Source organism: Sanguibacter suaedae, assembly GCF_016342785.1.
Lineage (GTDB): Bacteria > Actinomycetota > Actinomycetes > Actinomycetales > Cellulomonadaceae > Sanguibacter > Sanguibacter suaedae.
The window spans coordinates 143,589-163,089 of the sequence record NZ_JAEINH010000002.1 but is presented as its reverse complement, the minus strand read 5'-3'; the positions used below and the strand labels follow the sequence as shown (position 1 = coordinate 163,089).

At 72.1% G+C, this 19,501-nt stretch carries 18 protein-coding genes and 3 tRNA genes; 4 read left to right on the top strand and 17 right to left on the bottom strand.

Going from position 1 to position 19,501, the window contains the following annotated elements:
* The first annotated feature begins 93 nt into the window (after positions 1-93).
* The gene (locus JAV76_RS03060; protein ID WP_198732549.1) at positions 94-1,176 is read left to right on the top strand and encodes a LacI family DNA-binding transcriptional regulator; all 1,083 of its coding nucleotides are present in this window, start codon (positions 94-96) and stop codon (positions 1,174-1,176) included.
* Between the two features lie 27 nt (positions 1,177-1,203).
* On the opposite strand, the gene JAV76_RS03055 is transcribed toward JAV76_RS03060, so the two are convergent.
* The 7 genes from JAV76_RS03055 to JAV76_RS03025 form a co-directional block, all read right to left on the bottom strand.
* Positions 1,204-2,676 carry a twin-arginine translocation signal domain-containing protein gene (locus JAV76_RS03055; protein ID WP_198732548.1) on the bottom strand — a complete coding sequence of 491 codons (1,473 nt, stop codon included), beginning with the start codon at positions 2,674-2,676 and terminating at the stop codon, positions 1,204-1,206.
* 158 nt (positions 2,677-2,834) lie between these two features.
* The gene (locus tag JAV76_RS03050) at positions 2,835-3,272 is read right to left on the bottom strand and encodes a MaoC family dehydratase (RefSeq protein WP_198732547.1); all 438 of its coding nucleotides are present in this window, start codon (positions 3,270-3,272) and stop codon (positions 2,835-2,837) included.
* Positions 3,269-3,742, bottom strand: a complete 474-nt coding sequence (locus JAV76_RS03045) for an FAS1-like dehydratase domain-containing protein (RefSeq protein ID WP_198732546.1) — start codon at positions 3,740-3,742, stop codon at positions 3,269-3,271. The genes JAV76_RS03050 and JAV76_RS03045 overlap by 4 nt, the downstream gene beginning before the upstream one ends.
* A 28-nt stretch (positions 3,743-3,770) precedes the next feature.
* A complete protein-coding gene (gene rpmG / locus JAV76_RS03040) occupies positions 3,771-3,941 on the bottom strand; it encodes a 50S ribosomal protein L33 (RefSeq protein ID WP_040594352.1) in 171 nt (56 codons plus the stop codon).
* Positions 3,942-4,023: 82 nt separating this feature from the next.
* Positions 4,024-4,100, bottom strand: a tRNA-Met gene (locus JAV76_RS03035).
* Between the two features lie 65 nt (positions 4,101-4,165).
* A tRNA-Thr gene (locus tag JAV76_RS03030) sits at positions 4,166-4,237 on the bottom strand.
* Positions 4,238-4,358: 121 nt separating this feature from the next.
* Positions 4,359-4,440, bottom strand: a tRNA-Tyr gene (locus tag JAV76_RS03025).
* A gap of 146 nt (positions 4,441-4,586) precedes the next feature.
* Here JAV76_RS03025 and rarD point away from each other — a divergent pair.
* From rarD to JAV76_RS03010, 3 genes are all read left to right on the top strand, one after another.
* A complete protein-coding gene (gene rarD, locus JAV76_RS03020; protein WP_307843960.1) occupies positions 4,587-5,549 on the top strand; it encodes an EamA family transporter RarD in 963 nt (320 codons plus the stop codon).
* Positions 5,550-5,648: 99 nt separating this feature from the next.
* On the top strand, positions 5,649-6,143 hold the full coding sequence (locus tag JAV76_RS03015) for a YajQ family cyclic di-GMP-binding protein (protein WP_198732545.1): 495 nt from the start codon (positions 5,649-5,651) through the stop codon (positions 6,141-6,143).
* Positions 6,140-6,961 (top strand): HAD family hydrolase, encoded by an 822-nt coding sequence (locus JAV76_RS03010; RefSeq protein ID WP_198732544.1) that lies wholly within the window; start codon positions 6,140-6,142, stop codon positions 6,959-6,961. The genes JAV76_RS03015 and JAV76_RS03010 overlap by 4 nt, the downstream gene beginning before the upstream one ends.
* A gap of 63 nt (positions 6,962-7,024) precedes the next feature.
* Here JAV76_RS03010 and htpX read toward each other — a convergent pair whose 3' ends face one another.
* From htpX to JAV76_RS02960, 10 genes are all read right to left on the bottom strand, one after another.
* Positions 7,025-7,909, bottom strand: a complete 885-nt coding sequence (htpX, locus tag JAV76_RS03005; RefSeq protein WP_198732543.1) for a zinc metalloprotease HtpX — start codon at positions 7,907-7,909, stop codon at positions 7,025-7,027.
* 130 nt (positions 7,910-8,039) lie between these two features.
* On the bottom strand, positions 8,040-9,422 hold the full coding sequence (locus JAV76_RS03000) for an FAD-dependent oxidoreductase (RefSeq protein ID WP_198732542.1): 1,383 nt from the start codon (positions 9,420-9,422) through the stop codon (positions 8,040-8,042).
* A 150-nt stretch (positions 9,423-9,572) separates the two neighbouring features.
* Complete coding sequence (locus JAV76_RS02995; RefSeq protein ID WP_198732541.1) at positions 9,573-10,058, bottom strand: hypothetical protein; 486 nt, start codon at positions 10,056-10,058, stop codon at positions 9,573-9,575.
* Complete coding sequence (locus tag JAV76_RS02990) at positions 10,051-10,746, bottom strand: FHA domain-containing protein (RefSeq protein WP_198732540.1); 696 nt, start codon at positions 10,744-10,746, stop codon at positions 10,051-10,053. The genes JAV76_RS02995 and JAV76_RS02990 overlap by 8 nt, the downstream gene beginning before the upstream one ends.
* 112 nt (positions 10,747-10,858) lie before the next feature.
* Positions 10,859-12,460: a serine/threonine-protein kinase gene (locus JAV76_RS02985; protein ID WP_307843959.1), complete on the bottom strand. Its 1,602-nt coding sequence runs from the start codon at positions 12,458-12,460 to the stop codon at positions 10,859-10,861.
* 20 nt (positions 12,461-12,480) lie between these two features.
* Complete coding sequence (locus JAV76_RS02980; protein ID WP_230401778.1) at positions 12,481-14,019, bottom strand: FHA domain-containing protein; 1,539 nt, start codon at positions 14,017-14,019, stop codon at positions 12,481-12,483.
* Positions 14,020-14,073: 54 nt separating this feature from the next.
* On the bottom strand, positions 14,074-14,886 hold the full coding sequence (locus JAV76_RS02975; protein WP_307843958.1) for a PP2C family protein-serine/threonine phosphatase: 813 nt from the start codon (positions 14,884-14,886) through the stop codon (positions 14,074-14,076).
* Between the two features lie 145 nt (positions 14,887-15,031).
* Positions 15,032-16,054, bottom strand: coding sequence for a polyprenyl synthetase family protein (locus JAV76_RS02970; RefSeq protein ID WP_198732538.1), 1,023 nt, complete (start codon positions 16,052-16,054; stop codon positions 15,032-15,034).
* 95 nt (positions 16,055-16,149) lie between these two features.
* Entirely contained in the window at positions 16,150-17,928 is a 1,779-nt protein-coding gene (nuoN, locus tag JAV76_RS02965; RefSeq protein WP_198732537.1) for an NADH-quinone oxidoreductase subunit NuoN, read from the bottom strand.
* The gene (locus JAV76_RS02960) at positions 17,925-19,493 is read right to left on the bottom strand and encodes an NADH-quinone oxidoreductase subunit M (RefSeq protein ID WP_198732536.1); all 1,569 of its coding nucleotides are present in this window, start codon (positions 19,491-19,493) and stop codon (positions 17,925-17,927) included. Before JAV76_RS02960 ends, nuoN begins: the two co-directional genes overlap by 4 nt.
* Between the last annotated feature and the right edge of the window lie 8 nt (positions 19,494-19,501).

Here is a 19,501-nt window from a genome sequence, read left to right as displayed (position 1 = left end):
GCTCCGTCGAATCGATTCGAGGTTCGACGACGATTCTCCGGTACGCTGGCGGCGTCCGTCAATCACGGACGGGATGAAGAGTGAGGAGGTCCAGTGCCCGCACACCGACCCACCCTCGCCCACGTCGCCGAGGCCGCCGGGGTGTCGCTCTCGACGGCGTCCCTCGCGTTCTCCGCGTCCGGCCCCATCGCGGAGAAGACCCGTTCCAAGGTCCTCGCCGCGGCGCAGGACCTCGGGTACCGGGGCCCCAACCCGCTCGGACGCCAGCTGCGGTCCGGCCGCTCCGGGATCGTCGGCGTCGTCATCGGCGACCAGCTGCGACGCAGCTTCCGGGACCCCGTCTCCGTGCAGGTCCTCGACGGGCTCGCGAGCACCCTCGGGTCGCTCGGCCTCGGCGTCCTCCTCATCCCCGGCGCTCCTTCCGAGGAAGGCAAGCGCGTCGTCGACCCCCTCGTCGAGAGCGCCGCGATGGACGTCGCCATCCTCATCTGGGGCGTGCACGCCGAGGACCCCACGCTCACGGCTCTCCGACGCCGCGGGGTCCCCGTCGTCATCGGCGAGGGACGCCACGTCCCCGACGTCCCCCTCGTGGGGATCGACGACCGCGCGGGCACCGCCGAGCTCGCCCGGCACATCACCGGCCTCGGCCACGAGCGGGTGGCTGTCGTCACCCTGCCCTTCGGGACCCACAGGCGCTCCGGGGACGTCACCGGGGCCGTCCCCGACGAGGTGGACTGGACACCCACACGGCACCGCCTCCAGGGACTCGCCGACGCCGGGCTCGACCCCGTCACGGTGTGGGAGGCCGAGGCCTCGCTCGTCGAGCACGGCAAGGAGGCGGCCCTCGCGCTGCTCTCCCCCGCACGGCACCCCGGCCCGGCGACGCGCCCCACCGCGATCATCGCCCAGTCCGACCTCCTCGCCGCGGGTGCGATCCTCGGCGCTCGGGAGCTCGGGCTGCGGGTCCCCGAGGACGTCTCCGTCGCAGGATTCGACGGGCTCGACCTGCCGTGGCTCGGGACCGACCGCCTGACCACCGTGCGCCAACCCCTCGCCGAGAAGGGCGCGGCGCTCGGCCGAGCCGTCGCGGGCCTCCTCGCGGGGGACCCGCCCGAGGCCGTGCACCTCCCCGTCACCCTCGAGGTCGGGACCACGACGGGCCCGGCGCCCGCCTGACCCGCGGGACGGGACCTGACCCGCGGGTCAGATGCCGCCGCGCCGCATCGGGTTCACCCGACGGTCCGCCATGACGTACCAGGACGTCGCACCGACGTGCTGCACCTGGAAGTAGCCGAACCCGAACCCGGAGTCGATGAGGCTCGAGGCCGCGACGATCCCGCTGCGCTCCGGGAGCGGCGCACCTCCCATGGTCTGGCCCGCCCCGAGGCGGGCCTGCGCGACCTCGACCTCGGCGAGGAGCGCACGCACCTGCGCCCGCCCGCCTGCACGGCCGCCACGTCCCCGCGAGCGCGACCGTCCCCAGCCCTTGCCGCACCGGTCTCGGTCAGCGAGGGCGGTGGCCAGCTGCGCCGTGCCCTCCATCCACACACCGTCCGGGTTCACGGGGAGGTCGTTGTAGGACGCCGTCGACGTGAGGCTGCCCGTGCTGAACGTCACGCCCGAGACCGAGACGCCCTCGGGGACCTGCGAGTTCGGGCTGGCCGCCGTGTCCGTCACGGCCAGTGCGCTAGCGGCCCAGTCGAGGCTCTCCACGTACCGGTCCTCACGGAGCGTCAACCAGCTCCACGTCTGCGGGTCCAGAGGGAGGGGCTCGGGGTTGATGACCACGCCGTCGTTGGTCCCGGTGTAGAAGTAGCCCTCGACGTCGTTCCACATGCGGCCGAGGAACGCGTAGGCGTGGTCGGACGCGAGGCGCCACCGGTCGTCACGCGTCGCGCTGCGCAGCTGCGTGAAGAAGCTCACGCAGTCGATGTTGTGCTCCGTGGACCCGTTGGGCAGCGAGACGTCCTGCCCGTCCACACCCAGGGAGAAGCCACCCAGCGGCTGGGTGGACCAGGTGCGGTCCGTGATCCACTCCCCGATGCGGACGGCGGCGTGCAGGTAGGTGCGATCCCGGGTGGCCTCGTAGAGCTGGACGAGGGCGATGCCCGGCCATGCCATGTCCCCGACCGCGGTCCCGAGGAACCCGAACTGCCACCCGATGTTCGCGCTCCCGTCCGGCAGGACGAGCCCGTGATTCTGCGGGGTGCCGTCGTAGAAGACGTACGGCCCGACGTTGTAGGCCTGCCGCAGACGTCCGTCGGAGTACCCGGGGTCGTGCTCCATCGCGTAGACGAGGCCGTCACCGAGCGCCCGGGCGTCGGCCAGCCGGGACCGGCCGTCGGCGAGGTACGCGCAGACCGCCAGCGCGTTGTCGTAGACGAAGGCGGTGGAGAACAGGCCCAGCTGGTCGGCGTAGCTCTGGGCGAGCCGCGGCCCGGTGTTCGCCTCCGGGTAGGCACGGGATGCCGCATCGAGGAACGCGAGTGCCCCTCGCCTGCGGCCTGGACGTCCGTGCCCGGCGACGTCGCCGGCGGCGGGTGCGGCGTGCGCTCCCTGCGTGCCGACGGCCATGGCCGCCGCCGTGCCGGCGGTGAGGGTGAGGAACCCTCGGCGGCTGAGCGCTCGCGGGTGGGTGGTGCTCGGGCCTGTGCGTGGTTCGTCACCGATGCTCATGGGTGCGCTCCCTGAGGTGTGCCGGGCAGACGGCGGTGTCTGCTGCACCCCACCGTAGAGGGAACGCTCCCACGAGGGGAAGGCCTCGGGGGTCCCCGATCGGACCCGAGGTCCCGCGGCTGCACGGGCGGACCCTGGTGGACCTCCGACAGCGGAGCTCAGAGGCGGACGACGGCCTGCGACTTGCCGAGCACGCGGGCGCCCTCGCACGTGGCGGTGAGGTCGACCCGGACGGTCCCGGCATCGGGGTCGAGCGCGCCGACGACGGCCGAGACCTCGATGGTGGTGACACCGGTCGCCGGGACGGGGACGGGGCGCGTGAAGCGGGTCTGATAGTCGACGACCGCCCCCGGGTCCCCGGCCCAGTCCTCGACGAGCGCGACCGCCGCGGCCATCGTGAACATCCCGTGGGCGATGACCCCGGGCAGACCGACTCCGCGGGCGAGCTCGTCGTTCCAGTGGATGGGGTTGAAGTCCCCGCTCGCACCGGCGTACCGGACGAGCCGCGCGCGGTCCACCTCGACCGTGCGGGAGCCGACCGCGTCACCGACGGACAGGGATGCGAGGCTGGGGCGGCCGGGCCCCTGCTCCGTCACAGTCCCTCTCCTCGCACCGCGAGGGTGGACACCACGGTCGCGACCGGCTCCGTGGCGGCCTGCTCGGCAACCACCGCCGAGATCTCGCAGCGGGTGGTGACCATGGCCAGGCCCGCCCGCTCCGTGATCGAGTCGACGTGGAGCACCGTGACGAGCTCGTCGCCGGCGTGGATGGGCCGGTGGTGCGTGAACCGCTCGTCCGCGTGGACCACCCGCGTGAAGTCGACGCGGGCCGCGGGGTCCTCGATGTACTGGGCCTCCGCGCGCTGCGCGATGATCACCGCGAACGTCGGCGGGGCGACCAGGTCCGGATAGCCCAAACCCCGCGCAGTGACCACGTCGTGGTGCGCGGGGTGGGTCGAACCGACAGCGGAGGCGAACTCCCTGACCTTCTCACGGCCGACCGAGTACGGAGCGGCTGCCGGATACTCGCGCCCGACGTAGTCGAGGTTGACCGTGGAGGAAGTCATCGCTTCTGCGTGAACCTGTCCGAGAGGATCAGCGGGTCTCGCGGTGAGCGGTGTGCTTGCCGCAGCGCGGGCAGAACTTTGCCAGCTCGAGACGGTCGGGGTTGTTCCGACGGTTCTTCTTGGTGATGTAGTTGCGCTCCTTGCAGTCCACGCATGCCAGCGTGATCTTCGGGCGAACGTCTGCACTCTTGCTTGCCACGGTCTTGCCACCTCTCGCGCCGCCGGGGCGCAACGTGCTTCGTTGTCGCGCACCGCCGGCCGGCACGCGTTGTGTTCAGTACTGGTAGCGGGGGCGGGGCTCGAACCCGCGACCTCACGATTATGAGCCGTGCGCTCTGACCAACTGAGCTACCCCGCCGCATCGATGTCGCAACGCTCGACGAGGGAAAGATGTTCCCACGCCGAGCGCCTTCACACCAACAGAGCCCCCGATGGGAATCGGACCCATGACCTCAGTCTTACCAAGACTGCGCTCTACCACTGAGCTACGGGGGCAGCGCGGAAAACTGTACATGCACACGGCGCTCGGAGCGAAATCCGCTCGTGAGACGCACGCCCTAGGACGTGAACCCGGATGCTGAGAGGCGCCGTCCCTGGGGACGGCGCCTCTCAAGGGTGGCAGCTGAGGGATTCGAACCCCCGTAGCATGACGCGGCTGATTTACAGTCAGCTCCCTTTGGCCGCTCGGGCAAGCTGCCAGGCCAGTTCTCCAGCACTCCGTCGAGAGCGCACCGGCGAGCCGGTACGAACCTTCGGGAGCGAGCCCACAATACAAGAGCGAGGCCCCAGGCGGAAATCGGCTGCAGCACCGAGCGCTGTGCGCCGCCACCCGTAGGGTGAGCACGTGCGCGAACCCCTCGGCCGTCCCCTCCCGCAGGGCGGAGTCAGACCGCCCGCGGAGCGCTGGGGCCTGCTCCTCGGCGTCACCACCTACGCGATGTGGGGCGTCCTCCCCCTGTACTTCCCCCTGCTCCAGCCCGCGAGCGCCCTCGAGATCATCGCCCACCGCGTGGTGTGGAGCCTCGTCCTGTGCGCGCTGCTCCTCGCCGTCGTCCGTCAGTTCGGCGCCTACACGGCGGTCCTGCGCGACCGCCGCCTCCTGCTCACGCTGGCCCTCGCCGCGGTGCTCGTCGCCACCAACTGGATCGTCTACGTGTACGGCATCACCACGGACCAGGTGGTGGACGCCGCGCTCGGGTACTTCATCAACCCGCTCGTCACCGTCCTCCTCGCGGTCCTCGTCCTCAAGGAGCGGCTGCGGCCCGCGCAGTGGGTCGCGGTGGCTGTCGGCACGGTGGCCGTCGTGGTCATCACGGCCGGGCTCGGTCGGGTGCCCTGGATCTCCCTCGCCCTCGCCGGGTCCTTCGGGGTGTACGGGCTCATCAAGAACCGCGTGGGCCCGTCCGTCGCGGCGCTGCCCGGGCTCGCCGTCGAGACCACGGTCCTCTTCCCCGTCGCCCTGGGCTACCTGGTCTGGCTCACCGCCCAGGGGTCGAGCTCGCTCACCGGCGGCGGCGTCCCGCACGCCCTCCTGCTGGCCTCCACCGGCGTCGTGACCGCCCTGCCGCTCCTGACCTTCGGGGCGGCCGCCCGCGTGCTCCCCCTCCGCGTCATGGGGATGCTCCAGTACGTCGCCCCGCTCCTGCAGTTCCTCATCGGGGTGCTCGTCTTCCGTGAGGAGATGCCCGCCGTCCGCTGGGTGGGCTTCGGGCTCGTGTGGCTCGCGCTGGTCGTCCTCAGCACCGACGCGCTCCACGCGGTCCGCGCCTCGCGGCTGGCCGCGCGGGACCTCGCCCGCGAGCCGTAGGTCGCGGACGGCACCGCGTGCCGAGAGGTCACCGACGCGTGCCACGGCATCCGATACGGTGGGACCAGCCCACCGTCTCTACCCGTGAGGAGCCCCGTCATGGCCGACTCGTCGATGGACATCGTCAGCAAGGTCGACCGCCAGGAGGTCGACAACGCCCTGAACCAGGCGTCCAAGGAGATCGCGCAGCGGTACGACTTCAAGAACGTCGGCGCGTCGATCAGCTGGAGCGGCGAGAAGATCGTGCTCGTCGCCAACTCCTCCGAGCGCGTCCTCGCCGTCCTCGACGTCTTCCAGACGAAGCTCATCAAGCGCGGGATCTCGCTCAAGGCCTTCGACACCGGCGACGACGAGCCGCGCCCGTCGGGCAAGGAGTACCGCCTCGAGGGTGTCCTCAAGGAAGGGCTGGCCGGCGAGAACGCCAAGAAGATCACGAAGCTCATCCGTGACGAGGGCCCCAAGGGCGTGAAGACCCAGATCACCGGTGAGGAGGTCCGGGCGACGAGCAAGTCGCGCGACGACCTCCAGGCGGTCCAGACGCTCCTCAAGGGCGCCGACCTCGACTTCGCGGTGCAGTTCACCAACTACCGGTGACACGACCGCGCCTGGTCGCCACGGACCTCGACGGGACCCTCCTGACGTCGGCCGGCACGCTCTCCCCGTGCACACGCCGCGCCCTGCGCGACGTGGAGCGGGAGGGCATCGAGGTCGTCTTCGTCACCGCGCGCCCACCACGATGGCTCCCGGGGCTGGCGGACGCCGTCGGAGGGCACGGGCACATCATCTGTCTCAACGGTGCCTGCGTGTACGAGGTCGCCACGCGCGCCGTGAGCGCTGTCCACGGGTTCGACCCGTCCGGCCTGCGGGCCATCGTGGCGGACCTCCGGGGCGCAGCCCCCGGTGTCGCCCTCGGGCTCGAGGGTCCCGACGGCGCGGTCCTGGACCCGGGGTTCCTCGACGTCGACGACGCCGATGACATCCCCGGCAGCGAGGGCGTCCTCGTGTCCCCCGTCGAGAGCGCCCTGGACGCGCCCGGCGCGCCCACCGTCGGGAAGCTCCTCGCCCGCCACCCGGGGCTCCCCCGGGCCGCGTTCCTCGCCGACGTCCTCGCGACCGTCGGCGACCGCGCCCTGCTGGCGCACTCCGGTGCCGCCGGGCTCGCCGAGATGACCGCACCGGGCGTCACCAAGGCGGCGGCGCTCGCCCGCTGGTGCACCACGCACGACGTCCCCGCCGCGGACGTGTGGGCCTTCGGGGACATGCCCAACGACCTGCCGATGCTGCGGTGGGCAGGCCGCTCGTTCGCCGTCGCGAACGCCGACCCCGAGGTGCTCGCCGCCGCTACCGACACCACCTCGAGCAACGACGAGGACGGCGTCGCGCGCGTCCTGGAGGCCCTCCTCGCCCGCTGAGCCCGCACCACCTCCGTCAGGATCACACGGGTTGGCGCTCGGCACCCGGGGCAGGAACGCGCCTCAGGAGCGGGCCACCGGGCCGCGGGCGCCCGCCATCCGCTCCAGACGGGCGACCCGCTCGGTCATCGGCGGGTGCGTCGCGAAGAGGCGACCGACGCCCGCCCCACGGAACGGGTTGGCGATCATGAGGTGGGAGACGTCCACGAGGTCGGGGTTCTCGGGCAGCGGGGCGCGCTTGGTCCCGGAGTCGAGCTTGCGCAGCGCAGACGCGAGAGCGAGCGGGTCGCCGGTGAGGGTCGCGCCGTCCTCGTCGGCGTCGAACTCCCGGGTCCGGGAGATGGCGAGCTGGACGAGCGTCGCTGCGAGCGGCGCGAGGAGCGCCATCGCGAGGGCCGCCAACGGGTTGCCGCCGCGCTCACGGCTGCCGCCGAAGAACATGAGGAACTGGGCCAGGCCGGTGATGAGACCGGCGAACGCTGCCGCGACGGAGGACGTGAGGATGTCCCGGTTGTAGACGTGCATGAGCTCGTGGCCGAGGACCCCGCGCAGCTCTCGCGCGTCGAGGAGCTGCAGGATGCCCTCCGTGCAGCACACGGCGGCGTTCTGGGGGTTGCGGCCCGTCGCGAAGGCGTTGGGCGCCATGGTCGGCGACACGTAGAGGCGTGGCACGGGCTGCCGTGCGGCGATCGAGAGCTCGCGGACGATGCGGTACATCTCCGGCTGCTCGATCTCGCTCACGGGGCGCGCCCGCATGGCGCGGATGGCGAGCTTGTCCGAGTTCCAGTACGTGTACGCGGTCCCCGCGAGACCGATCCCGCAGAACAGCACGAGCATCGTGCCGTTGCCCTGCCCCACGGCGGCCCAGAGGCCGAGGAGGACCGCCCACATCACGCCGAACAGCGCAGCGGTCTTCAGGCCGTTGAAGTGCCGGTGGCCCACGAGCATCACTCCTCGTCACGCGCCGGGGCGCCCTGGACCGGCACCCTGGGACGACACGTGCCCACCTGGTTCAACGACAGGACCCCCGCGCTCGTTCCCTGTCGGGGCGAGCACGGGGGTCCGTGGCACTCGTCGGTCAGTCGCGACGGGCGCCGAGCGCGATGTCGATCATCTCCTCGCGGGGGACGACCTTGACGCGCTCGCGCCCCTCGGCCTCGCCGAGCGCGCGCTCGTGCGCGTCGAGCAGCTGCCACCCGGACCACTCGACGACCTGCACGCCGCGCTCCCGGAGGAAGTCCGTGACGGCCGCGGGCGCGGGCTGCGTGGCGGAGGCGAAGTCCGGCCTCTGGCTGTCCTCGACGAGGTTGCGGACCGTCTCGGACGCGTCGGACTTGGTGTGCCCGATGAGACCGACGGGGCCCCGCTTGATCCAGCCCGTGCAGTAGACGCCGTCGACGGGCCGGCCGTCGATGTCGATGACGCGCCCCTCGACATTGGGGATGACGCCCTTGTGGTCGTCGAAGGGCAGCTCCGGCAGCGGCGACCCGAAGTACCCGACGGCGCGGTAGACGGCCTGCACGGGCCACTCCTGGTACTCGCCGGTGCGGGTGACCGTCCCGTCGCCGTTGAGCTGGGTTCGCTCGGTGCGCAGCGCGTCGACCTTGCCGTCGCCGTCCGTGTCGAGGATCTCGGCGGGGGCGTGGAGGAAGTGGAGGTGGAGCCTGCGGGACGCCGTGAACGTCGACGGGTCGTTGAGAGTCCAGTCCGTGAGGGTCTTCACGACCTGCTTGGTCTGGTTGGACGAGCCGATGGCGGCGAGGGAGCCGTCGTCGAACTCGAAGTCCTCCGGGTAGACGATGACGTCGACGTCGGGGACGTGACCGAGCTCGCGGAGCTCGAGCGGGGAGAACTTCGCCTGGGCGGGACCGCGGCGCGCGAAGACGTGGACGTCCTTCACGGGGGACGCCTTGAGACCTTCGTAGACGTTCTTGGGGATCTCCGTGACGAGGAGGTCGTCGGCGTGCTTCGCGAGGATGCGGGCGACGTCGAGGGCGACGTTGCCGGCACCGACGACGGCGACCGACTCGGCCTCGAGCGGCCACGTCGTGGGGACGTAGGGATGCCCGTCGTACCAGGAGACGAAGTCGGCGGCTCCGTAGGAGCCGTCGAGCTCCACGCCCGGGACGTCGAGGCTCGCGTCGGCGATGGCGCCGGTGGAGAAGATCACGGCGTCGTAGAACTCGCGGAGCTCGTCGAGCTTGACGTCGATGCCGTAGTCGACGTTGGACAGCAGCCGGATGTCGCCGCGGTCGAGGACCTTGTGGAGCGCGGTGATGATCTGCTTGATGCGCGGATGGTCCGGCGCCACGCCGTAGCGGACGAGCCCGAACGGCGCGGGGAGGCGTTCGAAGAGGTCGATCGAGACGTCGAGATCCGTCTTGGTGAGGATGTCAGCGGCGTAGATGCCGGCCGGCCCCGCCCCGACGATGGCCACGCGCAGTTGACGGTCAGTGCTCACGGAATTTCGTGCCTTCCGGTTGGGATCATCGAGAACATCTCGGTGTAGGTGTCCGAGTGTAGGGTCACTCGCACCCGTACCAGACTGACAAAAATCTCGCCAGGTGGATACGGCGTCCCATCATGCGGACGCCGGTGGTGCGGGGTGGGTTCAGCGCAGGGTCAGGCTGTCCTGGATCCGCCGGATGTCCGCGAAGGCGCTCTCCACCTGCGACCCGGCGCAGGTACCGGTCGTCTCGACGACGTCGACCACCGGACCGTTCTCGAGCACGACCGTGCGGACCGCCTGGACGAGCGTCCCGCCCTTGCCGTCCGAGAAGTAGCCCTCGACGCGGAGCCCCGTGCTCCCGAGCATCTCCGCAGCGTCCTCACGGAGGGTCTCCGTGAACTTCGGCAGCGCCTTGAGCCGCTTCGCCAGAGCAGACCGGGAGTCCGCCACCGTGTGCCCCACACCGAACCGCTGGACCGTGACGAGGACGTTGGGCCGGAACTGCCCGGCAGGGACCTCCTGGGCGACGGCGAGCGGGAGCCCGACGCCCGCGAGCGCTACCCAGCCGACCGGGCGGACCATCGCCAGGCGGGGAGGTGCGGGGAAGGCGTCGGACGGGTACTCGAGCGTCTCGTCGCCCTCAGTCATCGGACTCGACGTCGAGCAGCGGGAGGTCGGCGGCGGTGACGAGGCGCGACGTCACCGCGTACTCGACGAGGCGCGCCCGACGGTTCGTGGCGAGCTGCTTGGGTCCGCCACGCAGCCCCTTGACGCCCATGCGGTCGAGCTTGTCGCACACGTTGTCGAGCTTCCGGTTGAACCGCGTGGTCGCCCACCCCAGCCGGCTCGCCGCCTCAGCCGTCGAGGGGATCTCGCTGAGGCCGGCGCCGTCACGCTTGAGCATCGGTTCGCACAGCGCGATGATGAGCTGCTTCTGGCTCGTCGTGAACGAGATGACGCCGATGGTGGTCTCCCCCACGAGCGGGTCGTCCGTGAGGACCTCCTCGTAGGGCGAGCCCTCGAGGTGCGCGAGGATCTCGTAGGTCGTGGGGCCCGCGGTGAAGACGATCGTCGTGAGCTTGAAGACGATGGGCAGACGGTTGCCCGGGGAGAGCCACGACTGGACCCCGCCGCTCGCGTCGCAGATGGTCACCGAGATGAGCGACCCCACGTTCGCGATCCACCAGATCCCGTCGCTGTGCGTGATGCGCAGCAGCCGTCGGTGGAGGTACGGGTTGTCGTCGACCGAGAGGTCGGCCTCCCGGCCGATGTCGAACGGTTCGTCGACGCTCGGGCGGAACCACTCCCCGCAGTAGTCGATCGCAAGTTCGGTCATCGCGTGCATGCTCCTCGGTCCGTGTCGTCCGTCGACGACGGTGCTCCTCCGCCTGTCCTGCTGCGGCTCCACCAGTCGTCACCGGCTCGACGCACTCTATCGGGCGCCACCGTCATCCGAGGCACTCCCGGGCGGGGACCTCGGAGGTGCGCCCGTCGCGCACCACCGTCACCTCGATGCACGGGGCACCGTCCCGGCCGGACGTGCTGATCGACGCCGTGAGGGCGGAGGTCTGCCTGAAGGGGGTGCTCTCGCCACCGTCACCCGACGCGTCGACGGGGCGGTACGCGTAGAAGTCGCCGTCCTGCGCGTCCGGGTTGGACCACGTGAAGACCGCGACGCTCCCGCTCGCGGCGCCCTCCAGACCGGCGGGCGTCGGGACGTCCGCATCCGGGACCCCGCCACCGATCAGCGCGTCGAGGAGGAGCGCTCCACCCAGGCCGCCGAGGACGACGGCGACGACCGCGAGGGCGGTGGCCCCCCGCCGCCTGCCCCGGGGACGGTCCGTGATCACCTCGGGGTGGGCGGCAGCTCCCGCAGGGACCCCGTACCCGATGCTCCGCGCACCCGAACCCGTCGCCGGAGCATCCGTCGAGGTCGTGGGGGACGAGGTCGTCGCCGTGGGGACGTACGGCACCCCGTGGAGGGACCCGTAGCTGGTCGACGCCGAGTCGGACCCGACGTCCTGGGACGTGGACACGCCGTCGACGAGGCGGGCGAGCGCTGCCGGCCTGGCGGGCTCGCTGCTGTGCGTCACGCCGTACGCGGGGTGCACCCGGTCGGTGGCCAGCCGCATCCTGGTGCCCCCGTCGACGTCGTCCGGGCGTGCAGGGAGGGCCACGACCTCCGAGCCGGCCGTCGCGGGGTCCTCGATGATGTCGATGGCGGTCGTGGCGAGCGACAGCTCTGTCTGCACCTGCTGGAGCGCGCGGCCGAGCTCGAGCACCGTCGGGTACCGCATGCCCGGGTGCTTGGCCATGGCCACGGCGAGCACTCGTTCGAGGGACCCGGGGACGTCGCCCCGGCCGATCGGCGGGAGTGGGTCGTGGGTGATGCGGTCGACGAGCGCGGACTGGGTGTTGGTGCCGCCGGGCACCTCGAAGGGGGACCGCCCGGCGAGGAGTGTGTAGACGGTGGCGGCGAGCGACCAGACGTCGCTGGTCACCCCGCTGCGCGGCACCGCCGCGAGGTTCTCCGGGGGGGACCACGGGACGGACATGCCGTCGGCGCCCGACTCGCTCTGCTCGATGGTCGCGGAGATCCCGAAGTCGGTGAGCGCGGGGTGTCCGTACGCGGTGACCAGGATGTTCGCAGGCTTGATGTCGCGGTGCACGATGCCGAGCCGGTGCGCCGTCTCCACGGCACCCGAGATCTGGACACCGATCCGCAGGGCCTCCGCGAGGCTCAGTCGTTCCTGCTTGTAGCGGGACGAGAGGTTGGGACGCGGGCAGTACTCCATGGCGAGGTAGAGCCTGCCGTCGACGGTGACGTCGCTGTCGAAGATCGTCACGATCGACGGGTGGCCGGACACCGAGGCCATGAGGTCCGCCTCCGCGGAGAACGCGTGCTTGGTGGCGTCGTCGGACCACTGCGGGAGGAGGACCTTGATGGCCACCAGCCGGCGTGGCCGGTGCTCCTGGTAGAGGAAGACGTCCGCGAAGCCGCCCGACCCGATGACTCGCCGATACTCGTACCCGTCGATCTGCGGTGGCACGGACGGTGGGCGGCGAGCCCTCATACGACGCCCTCGAAGGTGAGGACGACGCCGTCACCGAGGTCGACGACGTCCCCGTCGGCGACGAGCGTCGGCTCGAGCGGGTGCAGGCGACGCGGTGCCTGTCCGGCGCGGAGAAGAGTGGTCCCGTTCACGGTGTCGAGGTCGACGAGGAGCACGTGCCACCCCTCGAGCCGGATCTCCAGGTGGGAGCGCGAGACGTCCTGGCTCGGGCTCTCGACGGACACCAGGTGCGGACGGGCGCCGGACCCTGCCTGCTCCTGCGGGAATCGCCCGACGACGACGTGCCGGCCGAGCTCGACGACCTCGCCGTGGGAGAACCGCACCCTGCCGAGCGCCGGACGCTCCACGAGCTCGGCGTTGGGGCTGAGACCGCCGCCGCACCGCGCGCACGTCATCCGGACGGGCGGGTTCGGGTGGCCGAAGTAGCACGAGCGGGCGAGGATCTGCGGCCCCGGCCCGGCCGGGTCCGCAGGGGTCGGCGGTCCTGCGGGAGCGGCTGCAGGGGGCGGGAGAGCCCCCCGTGCGGCGGGGGGGTCGTACACGCCTGCCGTGAACCCGGGGCTGCCGGGCGGCACGACGACGCCGTACTCGACCGGAGGGGGTGGCGGCGGGGGGACCGGACCCGGGGAGCCCGAGGGGGCCGGCCGGCCGGCCGGCGGGGGGACCACGGGCGGCCCACCCGGCGAGAGGACGGTGCTGTCGTCGAGGTCGTCGAGGTCGTCGTCGGGCGGAGGCGCGCCGGGTGCGGCGACGGGGTCGTGATCGGCCGGGTCGAGGTCGTCGGGGAAGTCGGCGAGCGTCTTGCCGAACTCGAGCTCCGCCTGCTCGGCCGGGTCCAACCCGTCGGGGAGCCCCAGGTCGTCGTCCGGCGCCTCAGGTGCGTCCTGGACCTCAGGGGCCTCGGGGGCCTCGGGGACCTCGGGGACGTCCTCGACCTCGACCTCGAGCGTCTCGACCACGCCCTCGGCAGCCGGCACGTCCTCGGCGACCTCCTTCGACGCAGCCACCGGGACCGGAGTCACCTCGGTCGGCGCGTCGGTGACCGCGGTGCCGTCCAGGTCGCCCGCGGACCCCGCGCTTCCCCACGCGACGTGCGAGGCCGTGACGATCCCGCTCGCGAGCAGCAGTGCGTCGTCGCCGGCGGGCGCTCCGACCGCATCCGCCCCTCGGACGACGAGACCGTGGGGAGCCTCGTGGCGCTGCTCCGTCCATGTCGTCACGTCCTTGCCGGCGACCAGCGTCGGGGGTTCGTCGCCGAGGACCTCGACGACGAGGTCCCCACGGGCGGCGACGTGCACGAGACCCGCGTCGAGCACGTCGACGACCACCGCGAACGACGGCAGAGCGCGCCACGTGGGGTCGAGGCTCTCCGTGACGGCGTCGAGGACCTGAGCCATCCCACGGTCGGCGGGCAGCGCACCCAGCGCCGCCCAGAGGTCCCGGGCACGGGCGTGCCCGGCGCTCTCGTCGAGGACGACGACGAGGCCGGGATGGACCAGCGCGAACGCCCGCCCTGGGGCGTACCGGACCGACATCAGCACCTCGTCACTCTCTCGCAGGGGGTCTCGGAGCACTCCGGACGGTAGCGGTTACGCCGACAGAACGGAACTGTGGCGACCGAACCGTGACCCGTGCTCGCCCGTGCCGCGCGAGGGACCGCCGTCGACGTCCACGACGACCACCGTGATGTTGTCCCGCCCTCCGGCGAGCAGCGCATAGTTGACCAGCTGGTCGGCGGCGAGCTGCGGGTGGGGCTGCGTGCGCAGGACCTCGTCGATGCACCCGGGCGAGACCTCGTCCGTGAGCCCGTCCGAGCAGATCAGCAGCCGCTCCCCGGGCACCATGGGCAGGTACCAGCAGTCCACCTCGGGCTCCACGAGTCCGCCGAGCGCCCGGGTGATGACGTGACGCCGCGCGTAGGTGCGGGCCTCCTCGGCGGTGACCGCGCCGTCGGCGAGGAGCTCCTGCACGAGCGAGTGGTCGACGGTGAGCTGGGTGAGGACACCGTCGACGAACCGGTAGGTGCGGGAGTCGCCGACGTTCGTCACGAGCCAGGACGGGACCCCGTCGTGCTGGACGACCACCGCACCCGAGAGCGTGGTCCCCGCGCCCTTCCCCGGGCGGGTCGCGATCCGCGACACCGCGCGGTGCGCGTCGCTCACCGCGGCACGGACGTCGTCGGAGGTGGCGTTCTCGCTCTCGCCGAGGGCGCAGAGGATGGCGACGGCCGTGGCGCTCGCCCGAGCACCGGCCTCGTGCCCACCCATCCCGTCTGCCACGAAGTACACGCCTCGCGCGGCGTGGAAGGAGTCCTCGTTTGCCGACCTGCGTCGGCCGGCGTGAGTGGTGGCGCCCCAGCGCAGGGTGCTCACAGCGTGCATGACGTCCACTCGGTCGCTCACCTCCCCGCCTCTCCGGTCGACGCGAGGACTGCGCTGGGTGTCGAGCGCTCGACCACCGTCGTCCTCCGACCGTATGCTCTCCCGCTCGGGGACGGCGATGGGGAGTACTCCCCAGGGTGATTGACGCGGACCCCGGGAACCACGGTCACGCCGTCCGGTCGACGAGGGCCTCCGCGAACGAGACGAGCGCGTCCTTGACGGGGCCGGACGGCAGCGGCGCGAGCTCGGCGACGGCGTCCCTCGCCCACGCGACGGACTGCGCGCGCGTCTCCGCGACCACGTCGTGCCCGCGGAGCGCATCGACGGCCGTCGCGAGGTCCTCGTCCGACGTGAGGTCACCGTCGAGGAGCGCCACGAGCGCGGCGTCCGCGGGCGTCCCCGTCTCGGTGCCGTCGGGGGACGCCACCCGGCTGCGCAGCAGCAGCGCCGGCATGGTGGGGACCTTCTCGCGGAGGTCCGTGCCCGGCGTCTTGCCCGTGACGGTGCCGTCGGACGTGAGGTCGATGACGTCGTCCGCGAGCTGGAAGGCCACCCCGAGCTTCTCGCCGTAGTTCGCGACGATCTCCACGACGGCGGGCCGGCATCCCGCGAACTTCGCCCCGAAGCGTGCCGAGGTGGCGAGCAGCGACGCGGTCTTGTCCGAGAGGACCTGGAGGTAGTGCTGCACGGCGTCGGCGTCCCCGGTCGGGCCGACCGTCTCGTGGAGCTGCCCGAGGCAGAGCCTCTCGAAGGTCTCCGCCTGGAGCCGGACGGCGTCCGGGCCGAGGCCCGCGACGGTCACGGACGCGCGGGCGAAGAGGAGGTCGCCCGTGAGGATCGCGACCGAGTTGCCCCACACCTCGTGGGCCGCGGGAGCGCCCCGGCGCAGCGGCGCGGAGTCCATGACGTCGTCGTGGTACAGCGTCGCCAGGTGGGTGAGCTCGACGACGACGGCGGCGTCGATGACCTCGGGGCGCCCCGAGTCGCCGAGCTCCGCGCACAGCAGCGTGAGGAGAGGTCGGAGGCGCTTCCCGCCGGCGTTCACGAGGTGACGCGACGCCCGGTCCGCGAGCGCGTCGGTGTTGGTCACGGAGTCCCGGAGTCGTTCCTCGACCAGCGCGAGCCGGGTCGAGAGCCGCTCGGCGAGCTCGGGGTCCGGGAGAGGGAACCCGGCGGCAGCAGTAGTCACAGGAAGAACTTAGCCGCTGAGCGCGTCGGTCGTGGCACGGACACCCGGGGAGAGGCGTCCGTGTGACGAAGCCGCCGACGGGCGTGGTGCACCCCTCACCCGAGCCTGGTGAGGCCGTCGACGAGGTCGAGGACGGGCTGGGGGAAGACGCCGACGAGCAGGACCGTGACGACCGCCACGGCCACCGTCACCAGGCTCCCCCACTCGGAGCGGACGACGGTGACGGCCGGCGCGCCCTCCGCGACGACCACGGACGACCGCTGGGGCGTGCCCTGCTGGGTGGCGTGGGGCTCCGGCTCCTCGGCCGTCGCACCGCGGCCGTCGGCGTCCTCGGCGCTGCCCGCCCCCACGGCGACCGTGGACCCGTCGCCCTCGACGGTCCGGGAGAAGAACATGATGACCACGACGCGCACGTAGAAGAACACCGCGATGGCGGAGGCGATCACCCCGACGACGACGAGCGCCGTGGCGCTGCCCGTGTACGGCGTGCCGCGCACGGCGGCCTCGAACGCGGAGAACTTGGCGATGAACCCCGCGGTGAGGGGGATCCCGGCGAACGACAGGAGGAACAGCGAGAAGCTCGCGGCGAGCAGCGGGCTGCGTCGGCCGAGGCCGGCCCACTGCCCGAGGTGCGTGGCCTCCCCGACGACCTCTCCCCCGGGCCCGACCTCGCGGACGAGGGTGACGACGGCGAACGCGCCGACGGTGCTCACGCCGTACACGAGGAGGTACAGCACCACGGCGCGGACGCCCTGGGCGTTGAACCCGAGGAGCGCGACGAGCAGGAACCCGGCGTGGGCGATCGACGAGTAGCCGAGCATGCGCTTGACGTCCGTCTGCGTGGCGCCCACGACGGCGCCGACGAGCATGGTGGCGACCGCCACCGTCCACAGGGCGGCCTTGACGGCGTCGAACGCCTCGGGCGGCGCGTTGACGACGAGGAGGTAGACGACGCGCACGAGTGCACCGAACGCCGCGACCTTGGTGCAGGCCGCCATGAATCCCGTGATCGGGGTCGGGGCGCCCTGGTAGACGTCGGGCGTCCACGCCTGGAAGGGCACCGCGCCGACCTTGAAGAGCAGCCCCGCGAGGACGAGGAGGATGCCGACGAGCCACAGGAGCACCCAGCCCTCGGGCAGGCCCGGGGCGTCCTGCGCGACGGTGAGTGACATCCGCGCGATGCCGTCGAGACGCACGGACCCTGAGAACCCGTAGAGCAGGGCGGTCCCGAAGAGGAAGAGCGCGGACGCGAAGGCGCCGAGCACGAAGTACTTGAAGGACGCCTCCTGGGAGAGCAGGCGCCGCCGCCTGGCCATCCCCGCCAGGACGTACAGCGGCAGGGACAGGACCTCGAGGGCGACGAACATGGTCACGAGGTCCCCGGCGGCCGGGAACACGAGCATGCCGCCGACGGCGAAGAGCAGGAGGGGGTACACCTCGGTCTGCTCGAGCCCACGACGGCGGGCGAGCTCCTCGTACTCCGAGCCGGGGATGGCGGCCGCGCTGGGCGCGAAGGCGTCCTGGCGGGCGCTCGTGCGGTCGGTGACGACGAGCACCGCGAGGAACGCGCACAGGAGGATGGTGCCCTGGAGCGCCACCGAGAAGCCGTCGAGCACCATCGACCCGCCGAGGACGAGGACCTGACCGGTGCCCTCCGGCCCGAACCACTGCCAGCCCTGCACGACGAGGACGGCCAGCGCCCCGACGAGCGCACCCAGGGTGAGGACCGTCTGGACGGGACGCCGGGCACGGGCCGGCACGAAGGACTCGACGAGCACCCCCACGACGCCCGCGCCCAGGACGACCATGAGCGGCACGAGCGCGAACCACTGGACCTCTGGTGGCACGAACGTGCTGGCGGCTTGGGCGATCATGAGTCGCTCCCCTCGGTGGTCGGTTCGGCGGCGGTCCCGGCGACGTCGTCGACGCCGACGTCCTCGAGGGTGACGGCCGCGGGGTCACGGACGAGGTCGAGCAGGGGGCCGGGGAGGAACCCGAAGAGCAGCAGGGCCACGACGAGCGGGGCGGCGACCCAGCGTTCGCGGGCCGACAGGTCCGGGGCGTCGGCGAGCTCGGCACGGACCGGCCCGGTGAAGACGCGCTTGTACGTGAGGAGCACGTAGAGCGCGGCGAGGATGACACCCGTGGCGGCGACGATCGCTGCGGGGTGGTTCCGGCCGTAGGTCCCGACGAGGACCATGATCTCCGAGACGAAGGTGGACAGGCCGGGCAGCGACAGCGCGGAGAGGCCGGCCACGAGGAACACCCCGGCGAGGACGGGCGTGACGCGCTGCATGCCGCCGAACCCGTCGACGTCGCGGGACCGTCCCCCGCGGGACCTCAGCACGAGGAAGCCCGCGACGAGGAACAGCAGCCCCGTGGAGAGGCCGTGGTTGACCATGTAGAGCGACGCCCCGGAGACGCTCACCTGCGTGAACGCGAAGATCCCGAGGACGATGAACCCGAAGTGCGACACGGACGTGTACGCGACGAGCCGCATGAGGTCCTTCTGCCCGAGGGCGAGGAGCGCGCCGTAGAGGATGGACACCACGGCGAGCACGATGACGACGGGAGCGGCCCACCGCGACGCGGAGGGGAACAGCGGCAGGCACAGCGTGAGCATCCCGAAGGTGCCGACCTTGTCGAGGACGCCGACGAGGAGCACGGACGTCCCCGCGGGGGCGTGCTCGGCCGCGTCGGGAAGCCACGTGTGCACGGGGAACATCGGCGCCTTGATGGCGAACGCGAGGAAGAAGCCGAGGAACAGCCAGCGCTCCGTCGTCGGGTCGAGCGCGACCCCCGTGAGGGAGTCGGTGAGGAAGCCCTGCTCGCCGCCCGGCCCCTGGACGTACAGGGCGACGACGGCGGCGAGCATGACGAGCCCGCCCACGAGGGAGAACACGAGGAACTTGATGGCCGCGTAGCGACGGCGCGCACCGTCGCCGAACCCGCCGATCATGAAGTACACGGGGACGAGCATCGCCTCGAACACGACGTAGAAGAGGAACACGTCGCGCGCGGCGAAGACGAGGACCATGAAGGTCTCGAGGACGAGGACGAGCGCGAGGTAGTGCCGCAGGCGGTGGCCGCCGTCGGACCCGTCGCCCTGCTCGCGCCACGCGGCGCCGACGACGAGCGGGACGAGGCCGACGCTCAGCGCGACGAGGAGGAGGCCGACGCCGTCGACGCCCACCGCGTAGCTGGCGCCCAGCTGCGGGATCCACGCGTGGGTCTCGGCGAGCTGGTGCTCACCCGCCCGGGACGTGTCGAACGCGGCGACGGCGAGCGCGACGAGGACGACCTCGACGAGCGCCACCGCGAGGGCTACCGGCCTGGCCAGGCGGGCGGAGCCTCTGGGGAGCGCCCACAGCACGGCGGCGCCGACGAGCGGCACCACCGCGAGCACGGTGAGCCACGGGAAGTTCGGATCGATGGTCATGGTCCCGT

Excerpts from the sequence above, each read along its gene's own strand:
- JAV76_RS03055 (WP_198732548.1), bottom strand. The coding sequence starts at position 2,676 with ATGAGCATCGGTGACGAACCACGCACAGGCCCGAGCACCACCCACCCG.
- JAV76_RS03045 (WP_198732546.1), bottom strand. The coding sequence starts at position 3,742 with ATGACTTCCTCCACGGTCAACCTCGACTACGTCGGGCGCGAGTATCCG.
- JAV76_RS03015 (WP_198732545.1), top strand. The coding sequence starts at position 5,649 with ATGGCCGACTCGTCGATGGACATCGTCAGCAAGGTCGACCGCCAGGAG.
- htpX (WP_198732543.1), bottom strand. The coding sequence starts at position 7,909 with ATGCTCGTGGGCCACCGGCACTTCAACGGCCTGAAGACCGCTGCGCTG.
- JAV76_RS02995 (WP_198732541.1), bottom strand. The coding sequence starts at position 10,058 with ATGACTGAGGGCGACGAGACGCTCGAGTACCCGTCCGACGCCTTCCCC.
- JAV76_RS02990 (WP_198732540.1), bottom strand. The coding sequence starts at position 10,746 with ATGACCGAACTTGCGATCGACTACTGCGGGGAGTGGTTCCGCCCGAGC.
- JAV76_RS02980 (WP_230401778.1), bottom strand. The coding sequence starts at position 14,019 with ATGTCGGTCCGGTACGCCCCAGGGCGGGCGTTCGCGCTGGTCCATCCC.
- nuoN (WP_198732537.1), bottom strand. The coding sequence starts at position 17,928 with ATGATCGCCCAAGCCGCCAGCACGTTCGTGCCACCAGAGGTCCAGTGG.
- JAV76_RS02960 (WP_198732536.1), bottom strand. The coding sequence starts at position 19,493 with ATGACCATCGATCCGAACTTCCCGTGGCTCACCGTGCTCGCGGTGGTG.